Raw genomic sequence first — 18,570 nt, 5'->3', positions numbered from 1 at the left:
TAGGTTGCGCTTGAGGAAGTTCCCGGCGCCGATGCGGTCGTCGATGAAACTCGCGGGTCCCGCGATGGCCTTGGGAGGGCCGTCGAGGCTCATGCCTGCCCCCTAGCTTCGGCTTCGGCGTCCCCGCGCTCCCAGAAGCTGGGACCGACCGGAACGTTGAAGTCGCTCTGTGCGATGAGGTACCCCTCGCCGTCGACACCGATCGGCAGCTGGGGCAGGGGACGCGCGGCGGGGCCGAAGATGACCTTCGCTCCGTCGGCCGCGTCGAATGTGGACTGGTGACAGGGGCAGAGGATGTGGTGCGTCGTCTGCTCGTAAAGCGCCGCCGGACAGCCCACGTGCGTGCAGATCTTGGAGTAGGCGACGATGCCGTCGTGGGTCCAATTGAGCTTTGTGCCCGATTTGATCTCTTCTGGCCGGAACTTGATGAGGATCAAGGTCGCCTTGGCCAGGGCGTTGAGGTCGTCCTCGTACCCCTCGGGCACCACCGACAGGATGCCGCCGGGGGAGTTGAAGTCCGCCGCGCGGATCGGCTCGGTGGTTCCCTCGACGATCAGGCGGCGGCCCTTCTTCCAGACCGTGTGCCGCAGCGAGGTGCCGGGCAGCGGGCCGAGGTCCTTCAGCAGCACCAGCGGCAGCAGGCCCAGCGGGGCGGAGGCCAGCAGGAGCGTGCGGCGCAGCAGCTTGTGCCGCACGATGCCGCTCTCCTCGGCGCCCTGCAGGAAGGTCTTCCCGATCTCCCCGCGCACCTCGGGCGGAGAGGACATCGTGTGGCGCTCCTGCACCAGGCTGTACTTCGGCATGATCTGCCGGACCCACACCACGATGCCGGCCGCCAGCGACAGCAGGGCGATCGTCAGCGTGCCGCCGAGGGCGAAGTTGGAGGTCTGGGTCCTCTCGATCGTGCCGACCTGGAAGACCACGTACGAGACCACGAACGCCACGCCGGCCAGGAAGGCGACCAGGAACAGCAGGGCGGCGATGCGCTCGCCCCTGCGCGCGGTCGCCGGGTCGGGGAACTTCACCCCTTCGTACACGATCGGCTCGTCGCCCTTGGAGGGCGCGCCGAGCATGGAGTCCTCACCCCTCGGAGGGGGGGTGCCGATGACGCGCCTCGGGACGCGTTCCTCGGGCTGCTCGATGTCGTTCGGATTCTCAGTCATGGTTGGCCTGACGCTTCTTCGCGGTGATCCAGATGGCGGCGAGGGCGAGGAGGCTGAGGCCCACGACCCAGGCCACGAGGCCCTCGGTGACGGGGCCGATCCGGCCGAGGCCGCTGCCGCCCGGGTCGGGCTGGTTACGGGCGCCGATGATGTACGCGATCATGTCGCGCTTCTGCTCGGGGGTGATCGTGCTGTCGTTGAAGACCGGCATGGCCTGCGGGCCCGTGGCCATCGCCTCGTAGATCTGGGTGGGCGTGGCGGAGTTCAGCGGAGGCGCGTACTTGCCGTAGGTCAGACCGCCACCCGAGCCGACGAAGTTGTGGCACTGGATGCAGTTGGCCCGGAACAGCTCGCCTCCCTTGGCGGGGTCACCCTTGGCGGGGTCCACCGATTCCAGGGAGGGCTTGGTCGGGCCGCCGCCGAGCGACTGCACGTAGGCGGCGAGCTGCCGGACGGTGTCCGGGTTGACCCACTCCGGGGGACGCTTGCGCGGAGCCTGCGGGCCGGGGTTCGCGAACGGCATGCGGCCGCTGGACACCTGGAAGTCCACGGCCGCGGCGCCGACGCCGATGAGGCTCGGGCCCGAGGCACCGCCGGGCGCGTAGGAGCCCTCGCCGTTCAGGCCGTGGCAGCTCGCGCAGTGCGCCGCGAAGAGCTCCTTGCCCGCAGCCACGTCGTCCGCCTTGCCGGAGGCGATCGCCGCGTCGGCCCGGTCGCCTCCGGGCGCCAGCAGGGCGTACACCCCTCCGAGGAGGCTCAGGGCCAGAAGGAGGACGGCATATCGCGCGAGTGGATGCCGCCTCCGTGCGGTGATCGAGTTCACCGATATCCTCGTTCCGATCATTTGATGATGTAGATGGTCGCGAAGAGGCCGATCCAGACGACGTCGACGAAGTGCCAGTAGTAGGACACGACGATCGCGCTGGTGGCCTGCTCATGGGTGAAGCGCTTCGCGGCGTACGTGCGTCCCAGCATGAACAGGAACGCGATCAGCCCACCGGTCACGTGCAGGCCGTGGAAGCCCGTGGTCAGGTAGAAGACCGAACCATAGGCGTTGGAGGACAGGGTCAGGCCCTCGTTCACCAGGTTGTGGTACTCGTACAGCTGGCCGCCGACAAACCAGGCGCCCATGAGGAAGCTGATGACGTACCAGAACCGGAGCTTCTTGACCTGCCCCTTCTCAGCGGCCCACACGCCCAGCTGGCACGTCACACTCGACAGGACCAGGACGATCGTGTTGACCAGCGCGTAAGGGACGTCCAGGTGAGTCTCGGGCCAGGGCTTGCCCTGGCCGAGGCTGACCGACCGGATGGTGAAGTACATCGCGAACAGCGCCGCGAAGAACATGAGCTCAGAGGACAGCCAAACGATCGTCCCGACGCTGACCAAGTTGGGCCGGCGGGACGATGGTGCTGTCGTCGTCGTAATTGCGGATGCTGTCGCCACGCCCAGCATTATTGCGGCTCTCCTGGTCGGGTCGCCGCACGACCCCCCGGTTGCGGGCGCATCCGTCCCATAAACGAGACATAAGCCTTGAACTACGCCAAGTCTGACTGGTCTGGGATTCCGTCGGCGAGGACAGGTAGCATCCGTGGTGACCATACCTCGTCAATCGATAGTGAGCGCGACCGTGAGCATGAGGGTTCTCGTCTACAGCGACGACGCAAGCACCCGCGAGAAGGTGCGGCTGGCGATCGGGCGGCGTCCGGCCGCCGACGTGCCCCTCGTGGAGATCGTCGAGTGCGCGACGCAGCCTGCCGTCATCAAGCAGCTCGACTCCGGGGAGATCGACGTCGCCGTGCTCGACGGCGAGGCCGTTCCCGCCGGGGGCATGGGCATCAGTCGCCAGGCCAAGGACGAGGTGTACGACTGCCCGCCGATCTGCCTGATCATCGGGCGCCGCGACGACCGATGGCTCGCCGACTGGTCCCGCGCCGACGCGGTCGTGGCCCAGCCGCTCGACCCGATGGCGCTGGCGGAGGCCGTGGCGGGCCTCATGCGGCACCGCTCGGCCTCACGCATCTCCCGCTGATCCGGCTCCCGGCACCGGCGCCGGCCTTCCACCTCTGAGCGGCACCGGCCGGGCCTTCCGCTTCCGGCCCCGGCCGGCGCCGCCCCTGCCGGGCACTGAGCGGCACCGGCAAGGCCTCCTGTTTCCGGCCTTGGGCGGTGCCCGCCCAGGCCTCCCGCCTCTCCCACCGAGCGGCACCCCTCGGCCACCCGCATCTCTCACCGACCGGAGAACCCATGGACGCGCGCACCACGTGGCCCGCGCTGCTCACGGCGCTGCTCGCCCGCGAGAACCTCACCGCGGACGAGACCGCGTGGGCGATGAACGAGATCATGTCCGGGGCCGCGACGCCCTCCCAGATCGCCGCCTTCGTCATCGCCATCCGGGCCAAGGGCGAGACGGTCGCCGAGGTGACCGGGCTCGCGCGCACCATGCTCGACCGGGCAACTCCGCTCTCGATCGAGGGCCCGACGGTCGACATCGTGGGCACAGGCGGCGACCGGGCCCACACCGTCAACGTCTCCACGATGGCCGCCATCGTGGCCGCGGCGGCGGGCGCCCGGGTCGTCAAGCACGGCAACCGCGCGGCGTCCTCGTCGTGCGGCGCCGCCGACGTGCTCGAACACCTCGGCGTCGTCCTCGATCTGCCTCCGGAGCTCACGGCGCGCACGGCCGTCGAGGCGGGCATCGCGTTCTGCTTCGCGCCGGTCTACCACCCGGCGCTGCGGTTCGCGGGCCCGACACGCGGCGAGCTCGGCATCCCCACCTTCTTCAACTTCCTGGGCCCGCTGACCAACCCGGCCCGCCCGTCCGCGCAGGCGATCGGCGTCTACGACTCGCGCATGCTGCCGGTCATCGCCGGCGTCTTCGCCGAGCGGGGGGTGTCCGCGCTGGTGTTCCGGGGCGACGACGGGCTCGACGAGCTGTCCACGGCGACCACCTCGACGGTCTGGGTGGTCAGAGAAGGCACGGCCGTCCAGATCGCCTTCGACCCGCTCGACGTCGGGGTTCCGCGCTCGGAGCCCGACGCGCTGCGCGGCGGCGACGTCGAGTTCAACGCGCGTGCCGTGCACGACCTGGTGGGCGGCAAGACCGGCCCCATCCGCGACGCCGTCCTCCTCAACGCCGCCGCCGCCCTGGTCAGCCTGGAGCCCGCCACCACCGCCGCCGAGTCCGGGTCGGGCGCTTCGGGCGAGGCTCTCGTGGCGGCCATGAGGTCGGCGTACGAGCGCGCGTCGGAGGCCGTCGACTCCGGCCGCGCCGCCGAGACCCTCACCCGCTGGGTGCAGATCAGCCGCTCCCACAAGAAACCCTGACCGCTGGGGGCCGATCAGCCACTCCCACGAGAAACGGTCACGAACAGAGGTCCGGCGGGCCCCGAACCAAGTGGCCCGGGGCTGCGGTGCGGGGCGTGCGGTGCGGTGCCTGCGGTGCGGGGCGCCCGGTGGGCGCATGCGGTCGGCGCAACCTGACATGCGCGTGCTCCGGGCGCGTCCCCTCACGGGATGACGTGAGATCCTCCCACGTGCTGATGCCCAGATTTCGTGGCGTTTCTAGGCTGCCGTCATGCCTTACCTCGACCTTCACGCCACCGTCGCCGCCCTGGCGGCCAACCAGGCCGAGTCGTGGGGCATGCCCGGCCTCATGGGCAGGGTCGCGCTCGCCGGCCCGCTGGGCGGCGTCGTGGCCTTCGGCAGGCGCCTGATCCTCAACAAGCGTGGCCGCGAGTACCGGCTGCGCGCCGAGCTGTCCGCGTACCGGGCCGCCATGGCCGCACAGAACGAGGCGTTCGTCCTGGCCACGACGATCGCGGAACGGATCAAGATCGCTCGTGAGCTGCACGACGTCGTGGCCCACCGGGTCAGCGTCATGACGCTCGGCGTGGGCGCCGGGCGCATGATCATGGAGAAGAACCCCGTACGGGCGCGCGAGACGCTGCACGCGGCGGAGGAGACCGGCCGCCAGACGCTGACCGAGCTCCAGCGGATGCTGGTGCTGCTTCAGGCGGCCACCGGCACGGTCAGGAGCATGGACCCCCAGCCCGGCCTGGCCGACCTGCCCGAACTGGTGGCGCGGACGCGGGAGTCCGGGCTGGGCGTCGAGCTCGTCGAGGACGGCCGGCCCGTCTCGGTCGGGGAGGCGCTGGAGGTCTCGGCCTACCGGATCGTCCAGGAGGCGCTGTCCAACACGCAACGGCACGCCTCGGCCCGCTCGGCGCACGTCGCCCTGCGGTGGCGGCCAGGCCTGCTGGACGTGCTCGTACGCGACGACGGGCACGCGCGCGGGGCGGTCGTCCTCGGTCCCGGACTGATCGGCATCCGCGAGCGGACGGCCCTGTTCGGCGGATCGTTCTCGGCCGGAGCGCTTCCCGGCGGCGGCTTCGAAGTCCGCGCCCGCCTCCTGGCCACCACCACCCGCCCGCGGACGACCACCCGAACCAGCGCCTGACACGTCGACGCATGAACAAGCCCTCCCCGCATCGCCGTGAACGGCGGGGGGAGGCTCGGGTGGTCTGGGGCGAACCGGGAAGGGGTCAGTCGGCTTCGGTGAAGCCGATGGAGAAGGCGGCGTCCAGGTCGTGCTTGGAGTAGGTGCGGAAGGCCAGGTGGGTCTCGGTCGCGAGCACGCCGGGAACCTTGTTGATGCGCCCGGGGATCACCTCGGCGACCTCGTCGTAGGCGGCGACCCTGACCATGGCGACCAGGTCGTAGTCTCCGGTGATCGAATAGACCTCGCTGACCCCGTCGAGCTCGGCGAGCGTCTGGGCGACCTCGGGTATCCGGTCGACCTCCGCCTTGATGTGCACGATCGCGGTGATCATTCGAGCTCTCTCCTTTGAGTACGGCTTGCCTGACTCTAGCGCCGCCGGCCCGCCCCGGCCCCACCGGCTCGAACGACCCGTGCGGGGGTCAGCGGAGTGGGCGGCCTTCGCGGGGTTGGTGGGGCTGGAGGCCCTTGTAGGCGAGGTCGATGCGTTCCTTGAGGCGGCCGGCGCCGCGGGCGGGGAGGCTCCAGGTGCCGTCGACCCGGACCAGGCGCACGCCGGGGGAGTCGAGCCAGCGCAGGATGCACTCGGTCTCCTCGGCGCCCGCGGCGGGAAGGGGACCCGGGCCGGGAGAGACGGTCTCGGCGGTCGCCACCAGGGCGTCGACATACGGCGTCGGGTGGGCGCCCCTCGGCATCACGCCGGCGGCGGCGAGCCGGCCGTGGCGCACGACGTGGATGTCCCACCCGCCGTCGAAGGCGGGGCTCGCCGCGATCAGCTGCGGGATGCCGGTGAGCGACCGCAGCCGCTGCATGCGCGCGGCCGTGCGCACGTAGACGGCGAGCCGGTCGCGGTCGAGGGCGGCCTCCTCGTAGCGCTGCTCGGCGGCCAGCCGCTCCATGCGGGTCTCCAGGGCCGAGAACACCGGGCCGGGGTCGTGCTCCATGGCGGCCCGGGCGTCGTCGACGTGGCGCCGGTAGTCCTCGACGCTCTGCCGGCCCTCGCACGGCGCCCCGCACCGGCCCATCTCGGCCAGGGCGCAGGCGGCCCGCCGGGTGCGCGGGGTGATGCGCTCGGTGCACTGCCGGAGCGGCACCGCCTCGTGCAGCGCCGACCTGGCCTCCTCGGCGCCGCGAGCGGAGGAGAACGGGCCGAGGTAGGTCGCCTGGTCGGCCTTGACCTCGCGCACGATCGACAGCCGGGGGAATGGCTCGTCGGTGAGCTTGAGCCAGACGACCTTCTCGGGGAAGCGCGATCGGCGGTTGTAGCGTGGCTTGGTGGCGCCGATCAGCCGCAGCTCCCTTACCTCGGCCTCAAGGCCGGTGGCGCACACGATCGGCCGGACCCGCTCGGCTATGCCGATCATCTCGCGGATGCGCGGACGGGTCTCGCTCGCGGTGAAGTAGGACTTCACCCGCTGCCGAAGGTCGCCGCTCTTGCCGACGTACAGCGCCTCGCCGCGCTCGTCCTCGAAGACGTAGACCCCGGGGGTGCTGGGGATGCTCGCCGCGAGGTGCCGTTTGCGCTTCTGCTCGGGCGTGGGGGCCCGCACGAAGCCCTTGAGCTCCTCCAGGGTCTGCACGCCGTATGCCCCGACCCGCTCGATCAGCACGTGGAGCACGTCGACGGTCGCCTTGGCGTCGGCCAGGGCCCGGTGGCACGGCTCGGTGGTGCTCCTGAAGATCCTCGCCAGGGTCGAGAGCTTGCAGTTGGGCACCTCGTCGCGGGTGAGGACGCGCCGGGCGAGGTCGGCGGTGTCCACGACGGGGTTGGCGGGCGGGGGATAGCCGTGTTTCTGGCAGTTGGCCTTGATGAAGCCGACGTCGAACGGGGCGTTGTGCGCGACCAGCGTGGCCCCGCGGACGAACTCGAGGAAGGCGGGCAGGACCTGCTCGACGCGCGGCGCCGCCATCACCATGACGTCGGTGATGCCGGTCAGGACCGTGATGAACGGCGGGATGGGACGCCCGGGGTCGACCAGGGTGGCGAACTCGCCGAGAACCTCGCCGCCGCGCACCTTGACCGCGCCGATCTCGGTGATGGCGTGCTCCGCAGACGACCCGCCCGTTGTCTCCAGGTCGAAGACGACGAAGGTCACCTGGTCGAGCGGCGTGCCCAGCTCGTCAAGCGTTCCTTGAACCCCGATCTCCACGACCATGACCATACGAGCACGGTCCGACAGTTCCGCACCGCGGTCCTCGATCCGATCGCAACCCCTGGCGTTCGTGGTCGTTATACGGCTGATGTTCGGATGCGTCTGGCACCTAAGGCGATCCGATGGATGAACCGTTCAATCGCGGCTGCCGTTCGGGCGACCGGACCGCCCATGTGCGGCGCTGCTCAAGCCACTACTCACGGGGAGGCGCGTATGCGCAGGTCATCGGCATCGATCACTTCTCTCGCCCTGACGGCGGGATCAATTCTCTGGGCGGCCACTCCGGCCCAGGCCGCGTCCACCCAGGCCGCGTCCACGCAGGTCGTGTCCGTCCAGGCCGCCCCCACCGGCGCCCCGAAGGCGAAGGCGTACGTCTGGTATCCCACCGGGATCAGGCGCGGTGGCGTGGCGACGTTCCGCTACAAGGCCACCCATCTCCGGCGGCTCGTATCCGACGGGCTGGTGCTCGCCGCGTTCCTGCCGAAGAACACGGTGTCCAAGGTGCGCTTCACCTCCAAACCGTCGCATGCGAAGTGCGGCTACTCGGCCTCTCGCGCGTACTGCGTGGTCCCGCTCCGAGGCGCGGACACCATCTCCATGACCATGCAGGTGTGGATCAAGTACAAGTACGCGGGCAACTACTACGTCGGTCACTACGCGAGGGCTGTCGCCCTGGAGTCGGGCCTGAGCACGCGTGACTACGTCGACGAGGTCGCCCGCGGTGACCTCATCCACAAGTCCAAGACGATCATCTCCCGGCGCTGACGTGCCGTGCCGCGCCGCGATCCGGGCTCAGTGCGGGTAGGTCCGCGCTCAGTCCCAGTAGTGGCCGTCGAGCATGCTCTCGATCGCGGCGCGGTGCATCACCAGGTCGTTCGGGTCCTCCGGCATCGCCAGCTCGCCGAAGTGGATCCGCCGGTGCCAGACGCGGGCCATGATGATCCCGTGCCGCAGGGCGGCGTACATCTCGTAGAACTCCATGTCCCTTGGCGCGTACCCCGACAGGGAGCGATACTGCGCGCAGACGTCCTCGCGGGTCATGAAGGCGGGGAGTCCGGGAAGCCCCATGATCTCGGTGACGTCCTGGAAGAACCGGTGAAGGAAGATCATCCAGGCGATGTCGATCTCCCGGGGCCCGACTGCCGCCATCTCCCAGTCGAGCACCGCGACGGGCGTGAAGTCGCGGTACATCACGTTGCCGATGCGCGCGTCGCCCCAGCTGATCACATCCGGTCCCGGGGACGCCGGCCAGTGGTCGTCGAGCCACGCGAACGCGTCCTCAAGGATCGGGATCCGCAGCGACCCGTGGGCCCATTCGTAGTACGTCCTCTGCTCGTTGACGTGCCGCCGCAGCGCCGAGTCGCCCGGATGCCCCGATTGCAGGAATGCCAGCTCCTCCGGCCGTACGGCCGCGTCGTGCAGCCGGGCGAGGATCCGCACGGTCTGCCGCTGCAGGCGTTCCAGGTCGGCGGGGGAGGCGTCGACCAGCCAGCCTTCGAAGGTGTACGGCACGAGGTCGGGCGGGACGTCGCCCCGCTCCTGTTCCATCACGAAGAACGGCGAGCCGAGCGCGGCGGGGTCCGGCTCGAACCACAGGGCGCGGGGCGCGGGGACGGCGGCCCGCTCGCGTGCGAGCCGCATGACCTCGAACTGCTTCCCGAGGTCGTACTCGGGGAAGACCGGCACCGCCTCGGCGGCCGGGGCCATCCTCGCGACGCACTCGACCTTCCGCTCGCCCGAGCCGTCGGCCTAGGACGCGGTGAAGAACAGCGTCTCGCTGGAGAGCCCGTTGCCGGAGGGGCGCGACAGCTCGGACACCGACACCCCGGAGGCTCCCGTGAGCCGGCCCGCCAGCCAGGCCCGCATACGCTCGCGGAGTTCGCCCAGGTCACGGGTGGACGTCCGCATTTCCCCGTTCTCGGCACGCTGGTCGTCCAGCCTCGGCATCGTCGTCTCCCTCATCCGTGGTGGCACAGTCGTATATCGCTACCAAGCGCTTGTCCATATGCCGTTCGCCTGCCGTTGACCGGCGCGCAAGGGGGCGTGGCGATGGATTCAGGGGCGGCGGCCGGTGAGGAACCGGGCGCGAAGCGCGCTGACCACGAACGCGCCAGCCGTACCCTTGTCGGATAGACGGATTTTGAATGGCCAGTCAGCTAGGGGAAGACGGATGAGCTCAGCCGGAGAAGGCCTGTCTCGCCCGCTGCCCGAGCAGGTCCGCTTACATGTCGTCGAACTCGCGGCGCAGGTGCTCGGGTCGATGCAGCCCGCCACGATCCCGCCTCCGCTGAAGGGCATCGCCAAGTTCGATCCGCGCAAGCGCGCCCGGCTGGGCAGCGCTCCCATCGCCGCGCAGCTGGAGACCGACAAGGAGTTCCGCGAGATCGTCGCAGAGGCGCTCCAGGAGGCGTGGCCCGAGCTGGTGGCCAGCCTGGAGGAGGGCAACGTCCCTCCCGCGGCCGAGCCGGTGCTCGTGGCCGCCGCCGCCTATCTCACGCGGCCTCCCGGCTGGCCCGCCCTCGTGGAGACCGCACGCGCCGACCTGGAGCAGGCCGCGGCGGCGGCCGAGGGCACCGCCCAGGAGCAGACCGTCCTGCGGCTGCGCGAGCAGCTGGCCGCGCAGAAGGCGGCCGCCAAGGAGGAGACCGACCGGCTGCGTGAGCAGCTGAGGATGTCCAAGGCGGAGATCGCCGACCTGCGGCGCAGGCTCCACGACGCCAGGGAGCGCGTCAGGGTCGCCGAGGAGCGCGCCGCCGGGCTGCAGGTCCGCGAGCAGGAGGCGAGGGCCGCCGTGACCTCGGCGACCAGCGCGACCGAGAGCGAGCTGCGCAAGCTTCGCGAGCGGCTCACCGACGCCGAGCGCCAGGTGGAGGCCAGCAGGCGCGCCGCGCGCGAGGGGCGCAGCATCGAGGACGCCCGCATCCGCGTGCTCCTCGACAGCCTCCAGGACGCGGCGGCCGGGCTGCGCAGCGAGCTGGCCCTGCCCGTCGCGATCAGCAAACCGGCCGACTCAGTGACCGCGGTGAGCCCCGGCCGCCCGTCCGTCCGCGCCGTGCCCGCACGCGCGCTGGCGGACGACGACCCGGCGCTGCTCGACCAGCTCCTGGCCATTCCGCACCTGCATCTGGTCGTCGACGGCTACAACGTCACCAAGACCGGTTATCCGTCGCTGACCCTGCTTGACCAGCGCTCGCGGTTGCTCACGGGGCTCGGCGGCCTCGCCGTGCAGACCAGGGTCGAGGTCACGTGCGCGTTCGACGGCGCGGAGCTGAACGGCCCGGTCCAGGTGTCCGCGCCGCGCGGCGTTCGCGTGCTGTTCAGCGCCCCTGGCGAGATCGCCGACGACCTCATCCGGCAGCTCGTCCGCGCGGAGCCCCCGGGCCGTGCGGTGGCCGTCGTGTCGTCCGACCGCGAGGTGGCCGACTCGGTGCGCCGCATGGGCGCCCGGCCCGTGCCTGCCACCTTGCTGCTCCGCCGCCTCAGCCGCGCCTGAACCGGCCGATTCGTCGTCTCCGGGCCCGTCTGGGCCCGAGGTCTGGGGTGCCCCCTGAACTCCCGCGCGTCCGCTAAACCGGGGTTGTCTTATTGAAACCAATTCCCGATGAAAAGGTGCAGTTAGCGGTACGACTTCTGTAGGATCACGCCCCAGGTTGTCTCACTTGTCTCACATGAGGGGGCTGGCGTCCCAGTGGCCGTGCGTGGCATCCGGAGAGTCCGGCGGGTACCGGTGGCCGCCGGTCTCATCGCCGTCGTCTTGCTGACGCAGGCAGGCGGGGCGGAGGCGAAGCCCAAGCCCACGGTCGCCCAGACCAAGGCGAGGCTCGCCAAGCTGAACGACCAGGCCGACAAGGTGGTGGACCGCTACAACCTGGCCGGCGAGAACTGGAAGAAGGCCCGCAAGGAGTACAACGACCTCAACGGGCAGCTGAAGAAGCAGCTCGACACCATCGAGGGGCTCCGCGCCGGTCTGGTGTCGGTCGCGGTCAGCACCTACCAGTCGGGCGACATGCTGTCCTGGCCGAGCCTCATGACCCAGAACGACCCCGAGTCGCTGCTGAGCGGGCTCGCCTCGGTCGACCAGATGTCCGCGGGCCAGTCGCGCACCCTGACGGAGTTCGAGAACGCCACCCGCTCGATCAAGGGCCACCGCGACAAGGCCAAGGGCGCGTACGACAAGGCGATCAAGCTCCTCGACGACCTGCGCAAGCAGAAGAAGGACGTCGAGAAGCTGGTCGGCGAGCAGGAGCGCCTGCTCCGCAGCCTCAACGCCTACAACGCGGGCAACCCCAACAGTGCCGGCATCAAGTACACCGGCTCGGCCTCCGGCAACGCGCGCACGGCGCTCCAGTTCGCCTTCGCGCAGGTGGGCAAGCCCTACAGGTACGGCGGGACCGGTCCAGGCTCCTACGACTGCTCGGGCCTCACTCAGGCGGCCTGGCGTGCGGCCGGTGTCAGCCTTCCGCGCACCGCCGCCGAGCAGTACTCCTGGGGCGCCTCCCGCCGGGTCTCCCTGAACGCCCTGCAGCCGGGCGACCTGCTGTTCGCCTCCGGTCTCGGCCACGTCGGCATGTACGCGGGCGGCGGCAAGATGGTCCACGCCCCCCGCACGGGGGACGTCGTGAAGGTCGTCCCCCTCTCGTCCTACCGAGGGATCTTCGGCGCCATACGTCCCTGAGCGCCCTGCCCGGTGGCGGTGACGGGGTCGCCGAACTCGGTGGCCAGTGGGCCGAGGGCGTCCCACTGGCGGACGGCCCAGCCGACGGTGATCGGGGTCAGGCCGGGGATGGGCACGGGCAGGCGGTGCGGCTCACCCTGCCGTGACCGGGGACGGCGGCGCGGACGGCAGGTCCCTGTGCCGCCGGAGCGGCCCGGCGAGCAGGACCAGACCTGTCAGCGCGAGGGCGCCCGTGATGATCCACATTGACGGGCGGACGCCGATCGAGTCGCCGAGCACCCCGGCGATCAGGGCGCCCAGCGGGATCGTGCCGTAGTTGACGAACTGCATGCTGACCGAGACGCGGCCCATCAGCTCGCGGGGACAGTACATCTGGCGGAAGCTCGACTTGATGACGTTCCCCACGACCACGCCCGCGACGACGCCGAAGCCTCCCACGACCACGAAGGCCAGGCCGGCCCCCGGGCCGGCCAGCGGGCCGGCCAGCGGGATCAGCAGCCCGAACGGCGCACCGAACATCTCGCACGCCATGAGGGCGTGGGCGCTTCCCAGGCGCCGTCCCCGCCGGCTGGATGAAGATCGCTAACCCGAGGGGCTGGAGTGACGGATGTGACTCACGACAGGTCACGTTTCGGGATATGTGAGGGGAATCACATTTAGGTAACTCAGGCCCCTGATTTGCAGGCGTTATCCGTTAGTGATCACCTCTAATTGATCTACGAACTTGCCGCTGGCTTTGCCTGTATTTGAGGATCTGTGTAGTTTCTGGCCCGCGGCGAGCACGCCATGCCGTCGCGAGCAAAGCCGGTCGAACTGGCCGGCGCCGTAGAACAGATCCAATGGTCACCGCCGTCGAAGTAAGGCGCGATTCAGGACCGCAGGCAGCGGTGACCTGCCGAATCCGTGCGGCAAGGAGCACGGAACCGGGGAACCAATTGACCCTAAATGTGGGGTCAGGGGGTGAGTCGGCGCTATTGCGCCGTAGGGCGACTTCCAAGCCCGAATCCGTCAGCTAACCCGGTAGGCGTGAGTGGAAGAATCAAGGAGCGATCCTGTCCAGCACCACGCAAAACCCCTGCCTGTCTCGCTTCGCCCGCCTCTCCCTCGGCGGTGTCGTGCTCACCATGGCGGCCTCCACCGGGGCGGTCGCGATGCAGGCGACGGCGGCTGACGCCGCCACGGTGGCCAGCGCTCAGAGCTCCTCCAAGCTGAGCAAGGTCGCCAAACAGCGAATCAAGGCGCACACCGCCGTCTCCGTCGCCAAGAAGCAGCTCGGCGACCCGTACCGGTGGGGTGCGAGCGGCCCCGGCGCGTTCGACTGCTCGGGTCTGGTCATGTACGCCTGGCGCAAGGCCGGAGTGAAACTTCCTCGCATCGCGGCCAGCCAGTTCCGCAGTGTGAAGAAGAAGATCTCCTGGAAGAACCTCAAGCCCGGCGACCTGATGTTCTTCAGCGGTCTCGGCCATGTCGGCATGTACGTCGGGCACGGCAAGATGATCCACTCCCCGCACAGTGGTGCGAGGGTGCGCATCGACAAGCTGAACGGCTACCGCAAGGTCAGCTTCGTCGGAGCCGTCCGCCCCGGAGCGTGACCCGCGTGCCAGGGGACTTCCCAGGACTCCTTTCCCGAGAAGCCTCCCCGTCCGCACGCTGAGCACGCGAAGGTCGTGAGGGCCCCGTCCACCTCTCTCCCCTCGAGGCGGACGGGGCCTTCGCACGTCTCCGCCGGTTCCGCGCGGGCCTTGCCCGCCGGAGGCAGCAGGTAGATTGCCCGCATGCGCGTCGTCTGGCTCTGGGCCGCACTGGCGGGGCTGCTGGCCGCGCTGACGGGTCCTCCCGGCGCCGGCGGCCCGCTGTCCCTGGCGCACTCGGTGCTGCGCGAGCACCCGGAGATCTGGTCCGGGGCCGAGGTCGTCCAGGGCGAGCGTTCCGTCGTCATCGGCCGGGTGGGCAGTGCGGGCGGCCCGGGCCTCGCGGGGCTGTCGGACCTCGCCCGCAGGGCCGACCGTGCCGCGCTGACCGTCGCCGGGGTCGCGGGGCCGGTACGGCCGCTGATCCTGGTCCCCGCGACCACCGAGCAGGCGGCGCGGCTGGCCGCGCCCGCCGCGGTGAGCGGGCTCGCGGCGGTGGCCGGCACCGATCGCGTGATCATCGAACCACGCTCCTTCGCCCGCCTGACCGGCGCGGGCCGCGACGTCGTTTTGGCCCACGAGCTCACCCACGTCGCCACCGGGGCCGCGGCCGACGGGCGCACGCCCAAGTGGCTGATCGAGGGGTTCGCCGACTACGTGGGCTACCTCGGCACCGGGATCCCCGTGGCCTCGGCCGCGGCGGAGCTGGGCGCCGAGGTGCGCGCCGGGAGGGTCCCGGGGTCGCTCCCCGGCTCAGCCTCGTTCGCCGCCGGTTCCGCGCGGCTGGCGCAGGCGTACGAGGAGGCGTGGCTCGCCTGCCGGTATGTCGCGGGGCGCTTCGGCGAGCGTGCCCTCGTGACCCTCTACCGTGAGTCCATGCGAAGTGACCCGCGGACCGCGCTCGGCCGGGCTCTGGGGATGACCACGGAGGAGTTCACCGCCGCCTGGCGCGAGTACGTCCGAAGGGAGCTCGCGTGGCGGGGCTGACCGAGAAGGCCCGCGGCGGCGTGCGCGCGGGCGGGGGAGTGCGCGCCGCGGGCATCGCGCTCGTCCTGCTGGGCGTGGCCGTGGCCGCAGTGGTCGCGCTGACCACGCCGTGGCGGTCCCTGCCGGGCGCTGCTCCGGCCGTGACGCCCGACCCCGCGCGCGACTTCAGCTCCGGGCAGATCGCCCGCGCCGCCGCGTTCGACGCCGCCGTGAACGTCCCGGTGTACCTCTCCCTGGCGGTGACGCTGGTCGTCGCGGGCGTGCTGGTCCTCACGCCGTTCGGCGCGTGGGTCGTGGGCCGCCTCAGGGGGCCGTGGTGGCTGCGCGCCCTGCTCGGCGTCCTCGCGCTCTCGGCCGTGAGCCTGGCGATCAAGTGGCCGCTCGGCATGTGGTACGAGACCCGCCTGCGGGCTTTCGGCCTGTCCACGCAGCAGTGGCCCGCGTGGTCGGCCGACCGGCTCAAGAGCTTCGGCGTCCAGACCGTCGTGATCGCGATCATGGTGCTGGCCGTCGTCTGGCTGGCGCGCCGCTCGCCGCGGCGCTGGTGGATCCCGGCGGCGGCCGGTGCGTTCCTGCTCACCGTGGCGGCCTCGTTCGTCTACCCGGTCGTCGTCGAGCCGCTGTTCAACGACTTCACCCCGCTCCCGCAGGGGCGGCTGCGCAGCGACCTGATCGCCATGGCGAGCCGCGACGGCGTGCCCGTCGAGGACGTGCTGGTCGCCGACGCCTCGCGCAGGACCACCGCGCTCAACGCCTACGTCTCCGGCTTCGGGGCGACTCGGCGCATCGTCGTGTACGACACGCTGCTGCGGGCGCCGGCGGGTGAGGTCGAGCTGGTCGTCGCCCACGAGCTCGGCCACGCCAAGAACGGCGACGTCCTGTACGGCACGCTGGTCGGCGCGCTCGGCGCCGCCGCCGGAGCCTGCCTGCTGTTCCTCGTGGTCTCGCCGCCCTCGGTGAGGCGCCGCACCGGCGTCGCGTCGGTGGCCGACCCCCGGGCGGTCGGGCTACTGCTGGGCCTGATGAGCCTCACCACCGTGCTCTCCGGTCCCGCGGAGAACATCGTCAGCCGCCAGATCGAGGCCAGGGCCGACGTGCACGCGCTCGACCTGACGCGCGACCCGGCGACGTTCGCGGCGATGCAGAAGCGCCTGGCCGTGACCAACATCTCCGACCTGTCGCCCAACGCCTTCGAGTACGTCATGTACGCCTCGCACCCGACGAGCCCGCAGCGTCTCGCCCTCGCACGCTCCTGGGTCCGCCTGCACGGGCTGCCGGAGCCGTGACCCCGACCGGGCACGCGAAGGCGCTGGTCGTGACCAACGACTTCCCGCCGAGGCCCGGTGGGATCCAGGCGTTCGTGCACGCGCTCGCCGTACGCCGCCCGCCGGGCTCGGTGACCGTCTACGCGTCCCGGTGGGACGGCTGGGAGGAGTTCGACGCGCGCCAGCCGTACCGTGTCGTGCGGCACCCCACCTCGCTGATGCTGCCCGTGCCCGACGTCGCCAGGCGTGCCGCCGCGCTGGTCCGCGAGGAGGGGTGCGACACGGTCGTGTTCGGCGCGGCGGCGCCGCTCGGCATACTGGCGCCCGCGATGCGCGCCGCGGGAGCGCGGCGGGTGGTGATGCTGACCCACGGCCACGAGGCCGCCTGGGCCGGGGTGCCCCTGGTGCGGGGCCTGCTCGCCAGGATCGGCTCCCACGCCGACGCGATCACCTACCTCGGCGACTACACCCGCGAGAGGCTGGCGCGAGTGATGCCGCCCGCGAGGCTCGTACGGCTCGCGCCGGGCGTGGACACCGAGGTCTTCCGCCGGGGGGCGGGCGGCGCCGAGGTGCGGATGTCGCTGGGCATCGGCGACCGGCCTGTCGTGGTATGCGTCTCACGGCTGGTCCCGCGCAAGGGGCAGGACACGCTCGTACGTTGCTGGCCGGCGGTGCTCCGGGAGGTGCCGGACGCCGTGCTGCTGCTGGTCGGCGGCGGGCCGGCCCGCGCCGCCCTCGAACAGGCGATCAGCTCGGGCGGGCTGAACGACTCGGTCATCGTGACGGGGTCGGTGCCGTGGAACAGCCTGCCCGGCTACTACGACGCCGGCGACGTCTTCGCCATGCCCTGCCGCACGCGGCACGGAGGGCTCGACGTGGAGGGCCTCGGCATCGTGTACCTGGAGGCGTCGGCGACCGGCCTGCCGGTCGTCGCGGGAGCCTCGGGCGGCGCGCCCGACGCCGTCCGTGACGGGGAGACGGGCGTGGTGGTGGACGGCGAGGACCCGGCGGCGGTGGCGTCGGCCCTGATCGCCCTGCTGAAGGACCCGGCCCGCGCCCGCGAGATGGGCGAGCGGGGCCGGGCCTGGATCGAGCGGGAGTGGCGCTGGGACCTGGTGGCCGAGCGGTTCGCCGAGATGCTGGCGGGCGTCACCGGCGACGGCTCGGCCGAGGGCCTCGGGTGAACAGGCGATCCACCGCTGACGTTCCGGCGATACGACATCGCGTGGTTCGAGCCGAAATATTGGGATTTGACGCTTAGCCGTTCACCGGCCCGGCGCGGGCCTCACAGCTCCAGCCAGCGCTGCATGCGGTCGATGAGCTCCTCGGCGTCCACGGGCTTGGTGACGTAGTCGCTGGCGCCCGAGGAGAGGGTCTTCTCGCGGTCGCCGTGCATGGCCTTGGCGGTGACCGCGATGATCGGCAGGTTGGCGAAGCGCGGCATCTCGCGGATCGCGGCCGTCGCGGCGTACCCATCCATCTCGGGCATCATGATGTCCATCAGCACGAGGTCGACGTCGTCGTTGCGCATGAGCACCTCGATGCCCTTGCGGCCGTTCTCGGCGTAGAGCACCTGCATGCCGTGCAGCTCGAGGATGTTGGTCAGCGCGAAGACGTTGCGGACGTCGTCGTCGATGACCAGCACCTTGCGGCCGAGCAGGCCGCTGTCGACCTTCTCCACGGCACGCGCCACATCGTCGGGGCTCGCCTGGACGAGGGGCAGGACGTCGCCGGGCCCCTTCGCCGACAGGTGGAGCGTGATGCGCTCGCGCAGCTCGTCGAGGCTGGGGAGGCGCTCCAGCGGCTGGGTGCGCGAGCGCCCCTGCAAGAGGTTCTCCTGCGGGCGGGTGAGCTTGCGGGTGTGGTGGGCGAGCACCGGCAGCGAGCGCAGCGCGACGTCCTCGTCGAGCCTCCGCAGGAACTCCGCCGCCGCGTCGTGGGGCATGCCGAGGTCGAGCACGATGCAGTGGTAGCCGTCCCGGGACAGGGCGGCGAGCGCGCCGTCGGGGTTGCTGGCGGTGGTCACCCGCACGGGCCCGTGGGTCTCGGACAGATCGCTCACGACGCTCTGCGCCAGCAGGGACAGCAGTCCGTTGGGCCTTGACTCCACGACGAGCAGGCGGCGCCCGTCCTCGCCGGCGCCGGCGCCGGCGCCCGGGCCGGCCGAGGCGGGAGATCGGGAGAGGGTCGGGGAGGGG

19 protein-coding genes and 1 riboswitch are annotated in these 18,570 nt (G+C 71.1%); of the genes, 10 read left to right on the top strand and 9 right to left on the bottom strand.

All coding sequences use genetic code 11. The annotated features are described in order from the left end of the window. Positions 1-89 precede the first annotated feature (89 nt). The 3 genes from AB0O34_RS32110 to AB0O34_RS32100 are packed head-to-tail and all read right to left on the bottom strand — an operon-like array spanning position 90 to position 2,618. The gene (locus AB0O34_RS32110) at positions 90-1,163 is read right to left on the bottom strand and encodes a Rieske 2Fe-2S domain-containing protein (RefSeq protein ID WP_363921888.1); all 1,074 of its coding nucleotides are present in this window, start codon (positions 1,161-1,163) and stop codon (positions 90-92) included. Continuing rightward, on the bottom strand, positions 1,156-1,986 hold the full coding sequence (locus tag AB0O34_RS32105; protein ID WP_363921886.1) for a c-type cytochrome: 831 nt from the start codon (positions 1,984-1,986) through the stop codon (positions 1,156-1,158). Before AB0O34_RS32105 ends, AB0O34_RS32110 begins: the two co-directional genes overlap by 8 nt. 17 nt (positions 1,987-2,003) lie before the next feature. After that, positions 2,004-2,618: a heme-copper oxidase subunit III gene (locus AB0O34_RS32100; RefSeq protein WP_363921884.1), complete on the bottom strand. Its 615-nt coding sequence runs from the start codon at positions 2,616-2,618 to the stop codon at positions 2,004-2,006. A 181-nt stretch (positions 2,619-2,799) separates the two neighbouring features. Between AB0O34_RS32100 and AB0O34_RS32095 the strand changes: the two genes are divergently transcribed. The 3 genes from AB0O34_RS32095 to AB0O34_RS32085 all read left to right on the top strand — a co-directional run bounded on the left by AB0O34_RS32095 (position 2,800) and on the right by AB0O34_RS32085 (position 5,622). After that, the gene (locus AB0O34_RS32095; RefSeq protein WP_363921892.1) at positions 2,800-3,195 is read left to right on the top strand and encodes a hypothetical protein; all 396 of its coding nucleotides are present in this window, start codon (positions 2,800-2,802) and stop codon (positions 3,193-3,195) included. A 215-nt stretch (positions 3,196-3,410) separates the two neighbouring features. Further along, the gene (gene trpD, locus AB0O34_RS32090) at positions 3,411-4,490 is read left to right on the top strand and encodes an anthranilate phosphoribosyltransferase (RefSeq protein WP_363921882.1); all 1,080 of its coding nucleotides are present in this window, start codon (positions 3,411-3,413) and stop codon (positions 4,488-4,490) included. Between the two features lie 250 nt (positions 4,491-4,740). Next, positions 4,741-5,622 carry a histidine kinase gene (locus tag AB0O34_RS32085; protein ID WP_363921880.1) on the top strand — a complete coding sequence of 294 codons (882 nt, stop codon included), beginning with the start codon at positions 4,741-4,743 and terminating at the stop codon, positions 5,620-5,622. An 85-nt stretch (positions 5,623-5,707) separates the two neighbouring features. Here the strand turns inward: AB0O34_RS32085 and AB0O34_RS32080 are convergent, their stop codons facing one another. Then, positions 5,708-5,995, bottom strand: a complete 288-nt coding sequence (locus tag AB0O34_RS32080) for an Lrp/AsnC ligand binding domain-containing protein (protein ID WP_363921878.1) — start codon at positions 5,993-5,995, stop codon at positions 5,708-5,710. An 88-nt stretch (positions 5,996-6,083) separates the two neighbouring features. Then, complete coding sequence (locus tag AB0O34_RS32075; protein ID WP_363921876.1) at positions 6,084-7,823, bottom strand: DEDD exonuclease domain-containing protein; 1,740 nt, start codon at positions 7,821-7,823, stop codon at positions 6,084-6,086. A 204-nt stretch (positions 7,824-8,027) separates the two neighbouring features. On the opposite strand from AB0O34_RS32075, the gene AB0O34_RS32070 reads away from it, so the two are divergent. Continuing rightward, positions 8,028-8,579 (top strand): hypothetical protein, encoded by a 552-nt coding sequence (locus tag AB0O34_RS32070; RefSeq protein ID WP_363921874.1) that lies wholly within the window; start codon positions 8,028-8,030, stop codon positions 8,577-8,579. A 48-nt stretch (positions 8,580-8,627) separates the two neighbouring features. On the opposite strand, the gene AB0O34_RS32065 is transcribed toward AB0O34_RS32070, so the two are convergent. Beyond that, positions 8,628-9,521, bottom strand: coding sequence for a phosphotransferase family protein (locus AB0O34_RS32065; RefSeq protein WP_363921872.1), 894 nt, complete (start codon positions 9,519-9,521; stop codon positions 8,628-8,630). A gap of 42 nt (positions 9,522-9,563) precedes the next feature. Beyond that, positions 9,564-9,761, bottom strand: coding sequence for a hypothetical protein (locus AB0O34_RS32060; RefSeq protein ID WP_363921870.1), 198 nt, complete (start codon positions 9,759-9,761; stop codon positions 9,564-9,566). A 223-nt stretch (positions 9,762-9,984) separates the two neighbouring features. On the opposite strand from AB0O34_RS32060, the gene AB0O34_RS32055 reads away from it, so the two are divergent. Beyond that, positions 9,985-11,307 (top strand): NYN domain-containing protein, encoded by a 1,323-nt coding sequence (locus AB0O34_RS32055; RefSeq protein ID WP_363921868.1) that lies wholly within the window; start codon positions 9,985-9,987, stop codon positions 11,305-11,307. 234 nt (positions 11,308-11,541) lie between these two features. Next, positions 11,542-12,489 (top strand): NlpC/P60 family protein, encoded by a 948-nt coding sequence (locus AB0O34_RS32050; RefSeq protein ID WP_363921866.1) that lies wholly within the window; start codon positions 11,542-11,544, stop codon positions 12,487-12,489. 132 nt (positions 12,490-12,621) lie between these two features. Here the strand turns inward: AB0O34_RS32050 and AB0O34_RS32045 are convergent, their stop codons facing one another. Next, positions 12,622-13,008: a hypothetical protein gene (locus AB0O34_RS32045; RefSeq protein ID WP_363921864.1), complete on the bottom strand. Its 387-nt coding sequence runs from the start codon at positions 13,006-13,008 to the stop codon at positions 12,622-12,624. Between the two features lie 364 nt (positions 13,009-13,372). Then, a riboswitch (cyclic di-AMP (ydaO/yuaA leader) is annotated at positions 13,373-13,531 on the top strand. An 82-nt stretch (positions 13,532-13,613) separates the two neighbouring features. Between AB0O34_RS32045 and AB0O34_RS32040 the strand changes: the two genes are divergently transcribed. From AB0O34_RS32040 to AB0O34_RS32025, 4 genes are all read left to right on the top strand, one after another. After that, a complete protein-coding gene (locus AB0O34_RS32040; protein WP_363921890.1) occupies positions 13,614-14,081 on the top strand; it encodes a C40 family peptidase in 468 nt (155 codons plus the stop codon). A 183-nt stretch (positions 14,082-14,264) separates the two neighbouring features. Beyond that, positions 14,265-15,107, top strand: a complete 843-nt coding sequence (locus AB0O34_RS32035) for a hypothetical protein (protein ID WP_363921862.1) — start codon at positions 14,265-14,267, stop codon at positions 15,105-15,107. After that, the gene (locus AB0O34_RS32030; RefSeq protein WP_363921860.1) at positions 15,095-16,393 is read left to right on the top strand and encodes a M48 family metallopeptidase; all 1,299 of its coding nucleotides are present in this window, start codon (positions 15,095-15,097) and stop codon (positions 16,391-16,393) included. The genes AB0O34_RS32035 and AB0O34_RS32030 overlap by 13 nt, the downstream gene beginning before the upstream one ends. Next, complete coding sequence (locus tag AB0O34_RS32025; protein ID WP_363921858.1) at positions 16,390-17,556, top strand: glycosyltransferase family 4 protein; 1,167 nt, start codon at positions 16,390-16,392, stop codon at positions 17,554-17,556. The genes AB0O34_RS32030 and AB0O34_RS32025 overlap by 4 nt, the downstream gene beginning before the upstream one ends. Before the next feature lie 101 nt (positions 17,557-17,657). Here AB0O34_RS32025 and AB0O34_RS32020 read toward each other — a convergent pair. After that, positions 17,658-18,570, bottom strand: a 913-nt coding sequence (locus AB0O34_RS32020; protein ID WP_363921856.1) for a response regulator, incomplete at its 5' end; no start/stop codon positions are given.

It is taken from the genome of Sphaerisporangium sp. NPDC088356 (assembly GCF_040685555.1).
In the GTDB taxonomy this organism is placed as follows: Bacteria; Actinomycetota; Actinomycetes; order Streptosporangiales; family Streptosporangiaceae; genus Sphaerisporangium.
Note: the sequence above shows the minus strand (reverse complement) of the source record. Positions and strands in the feature narration are given on the sequence as shown.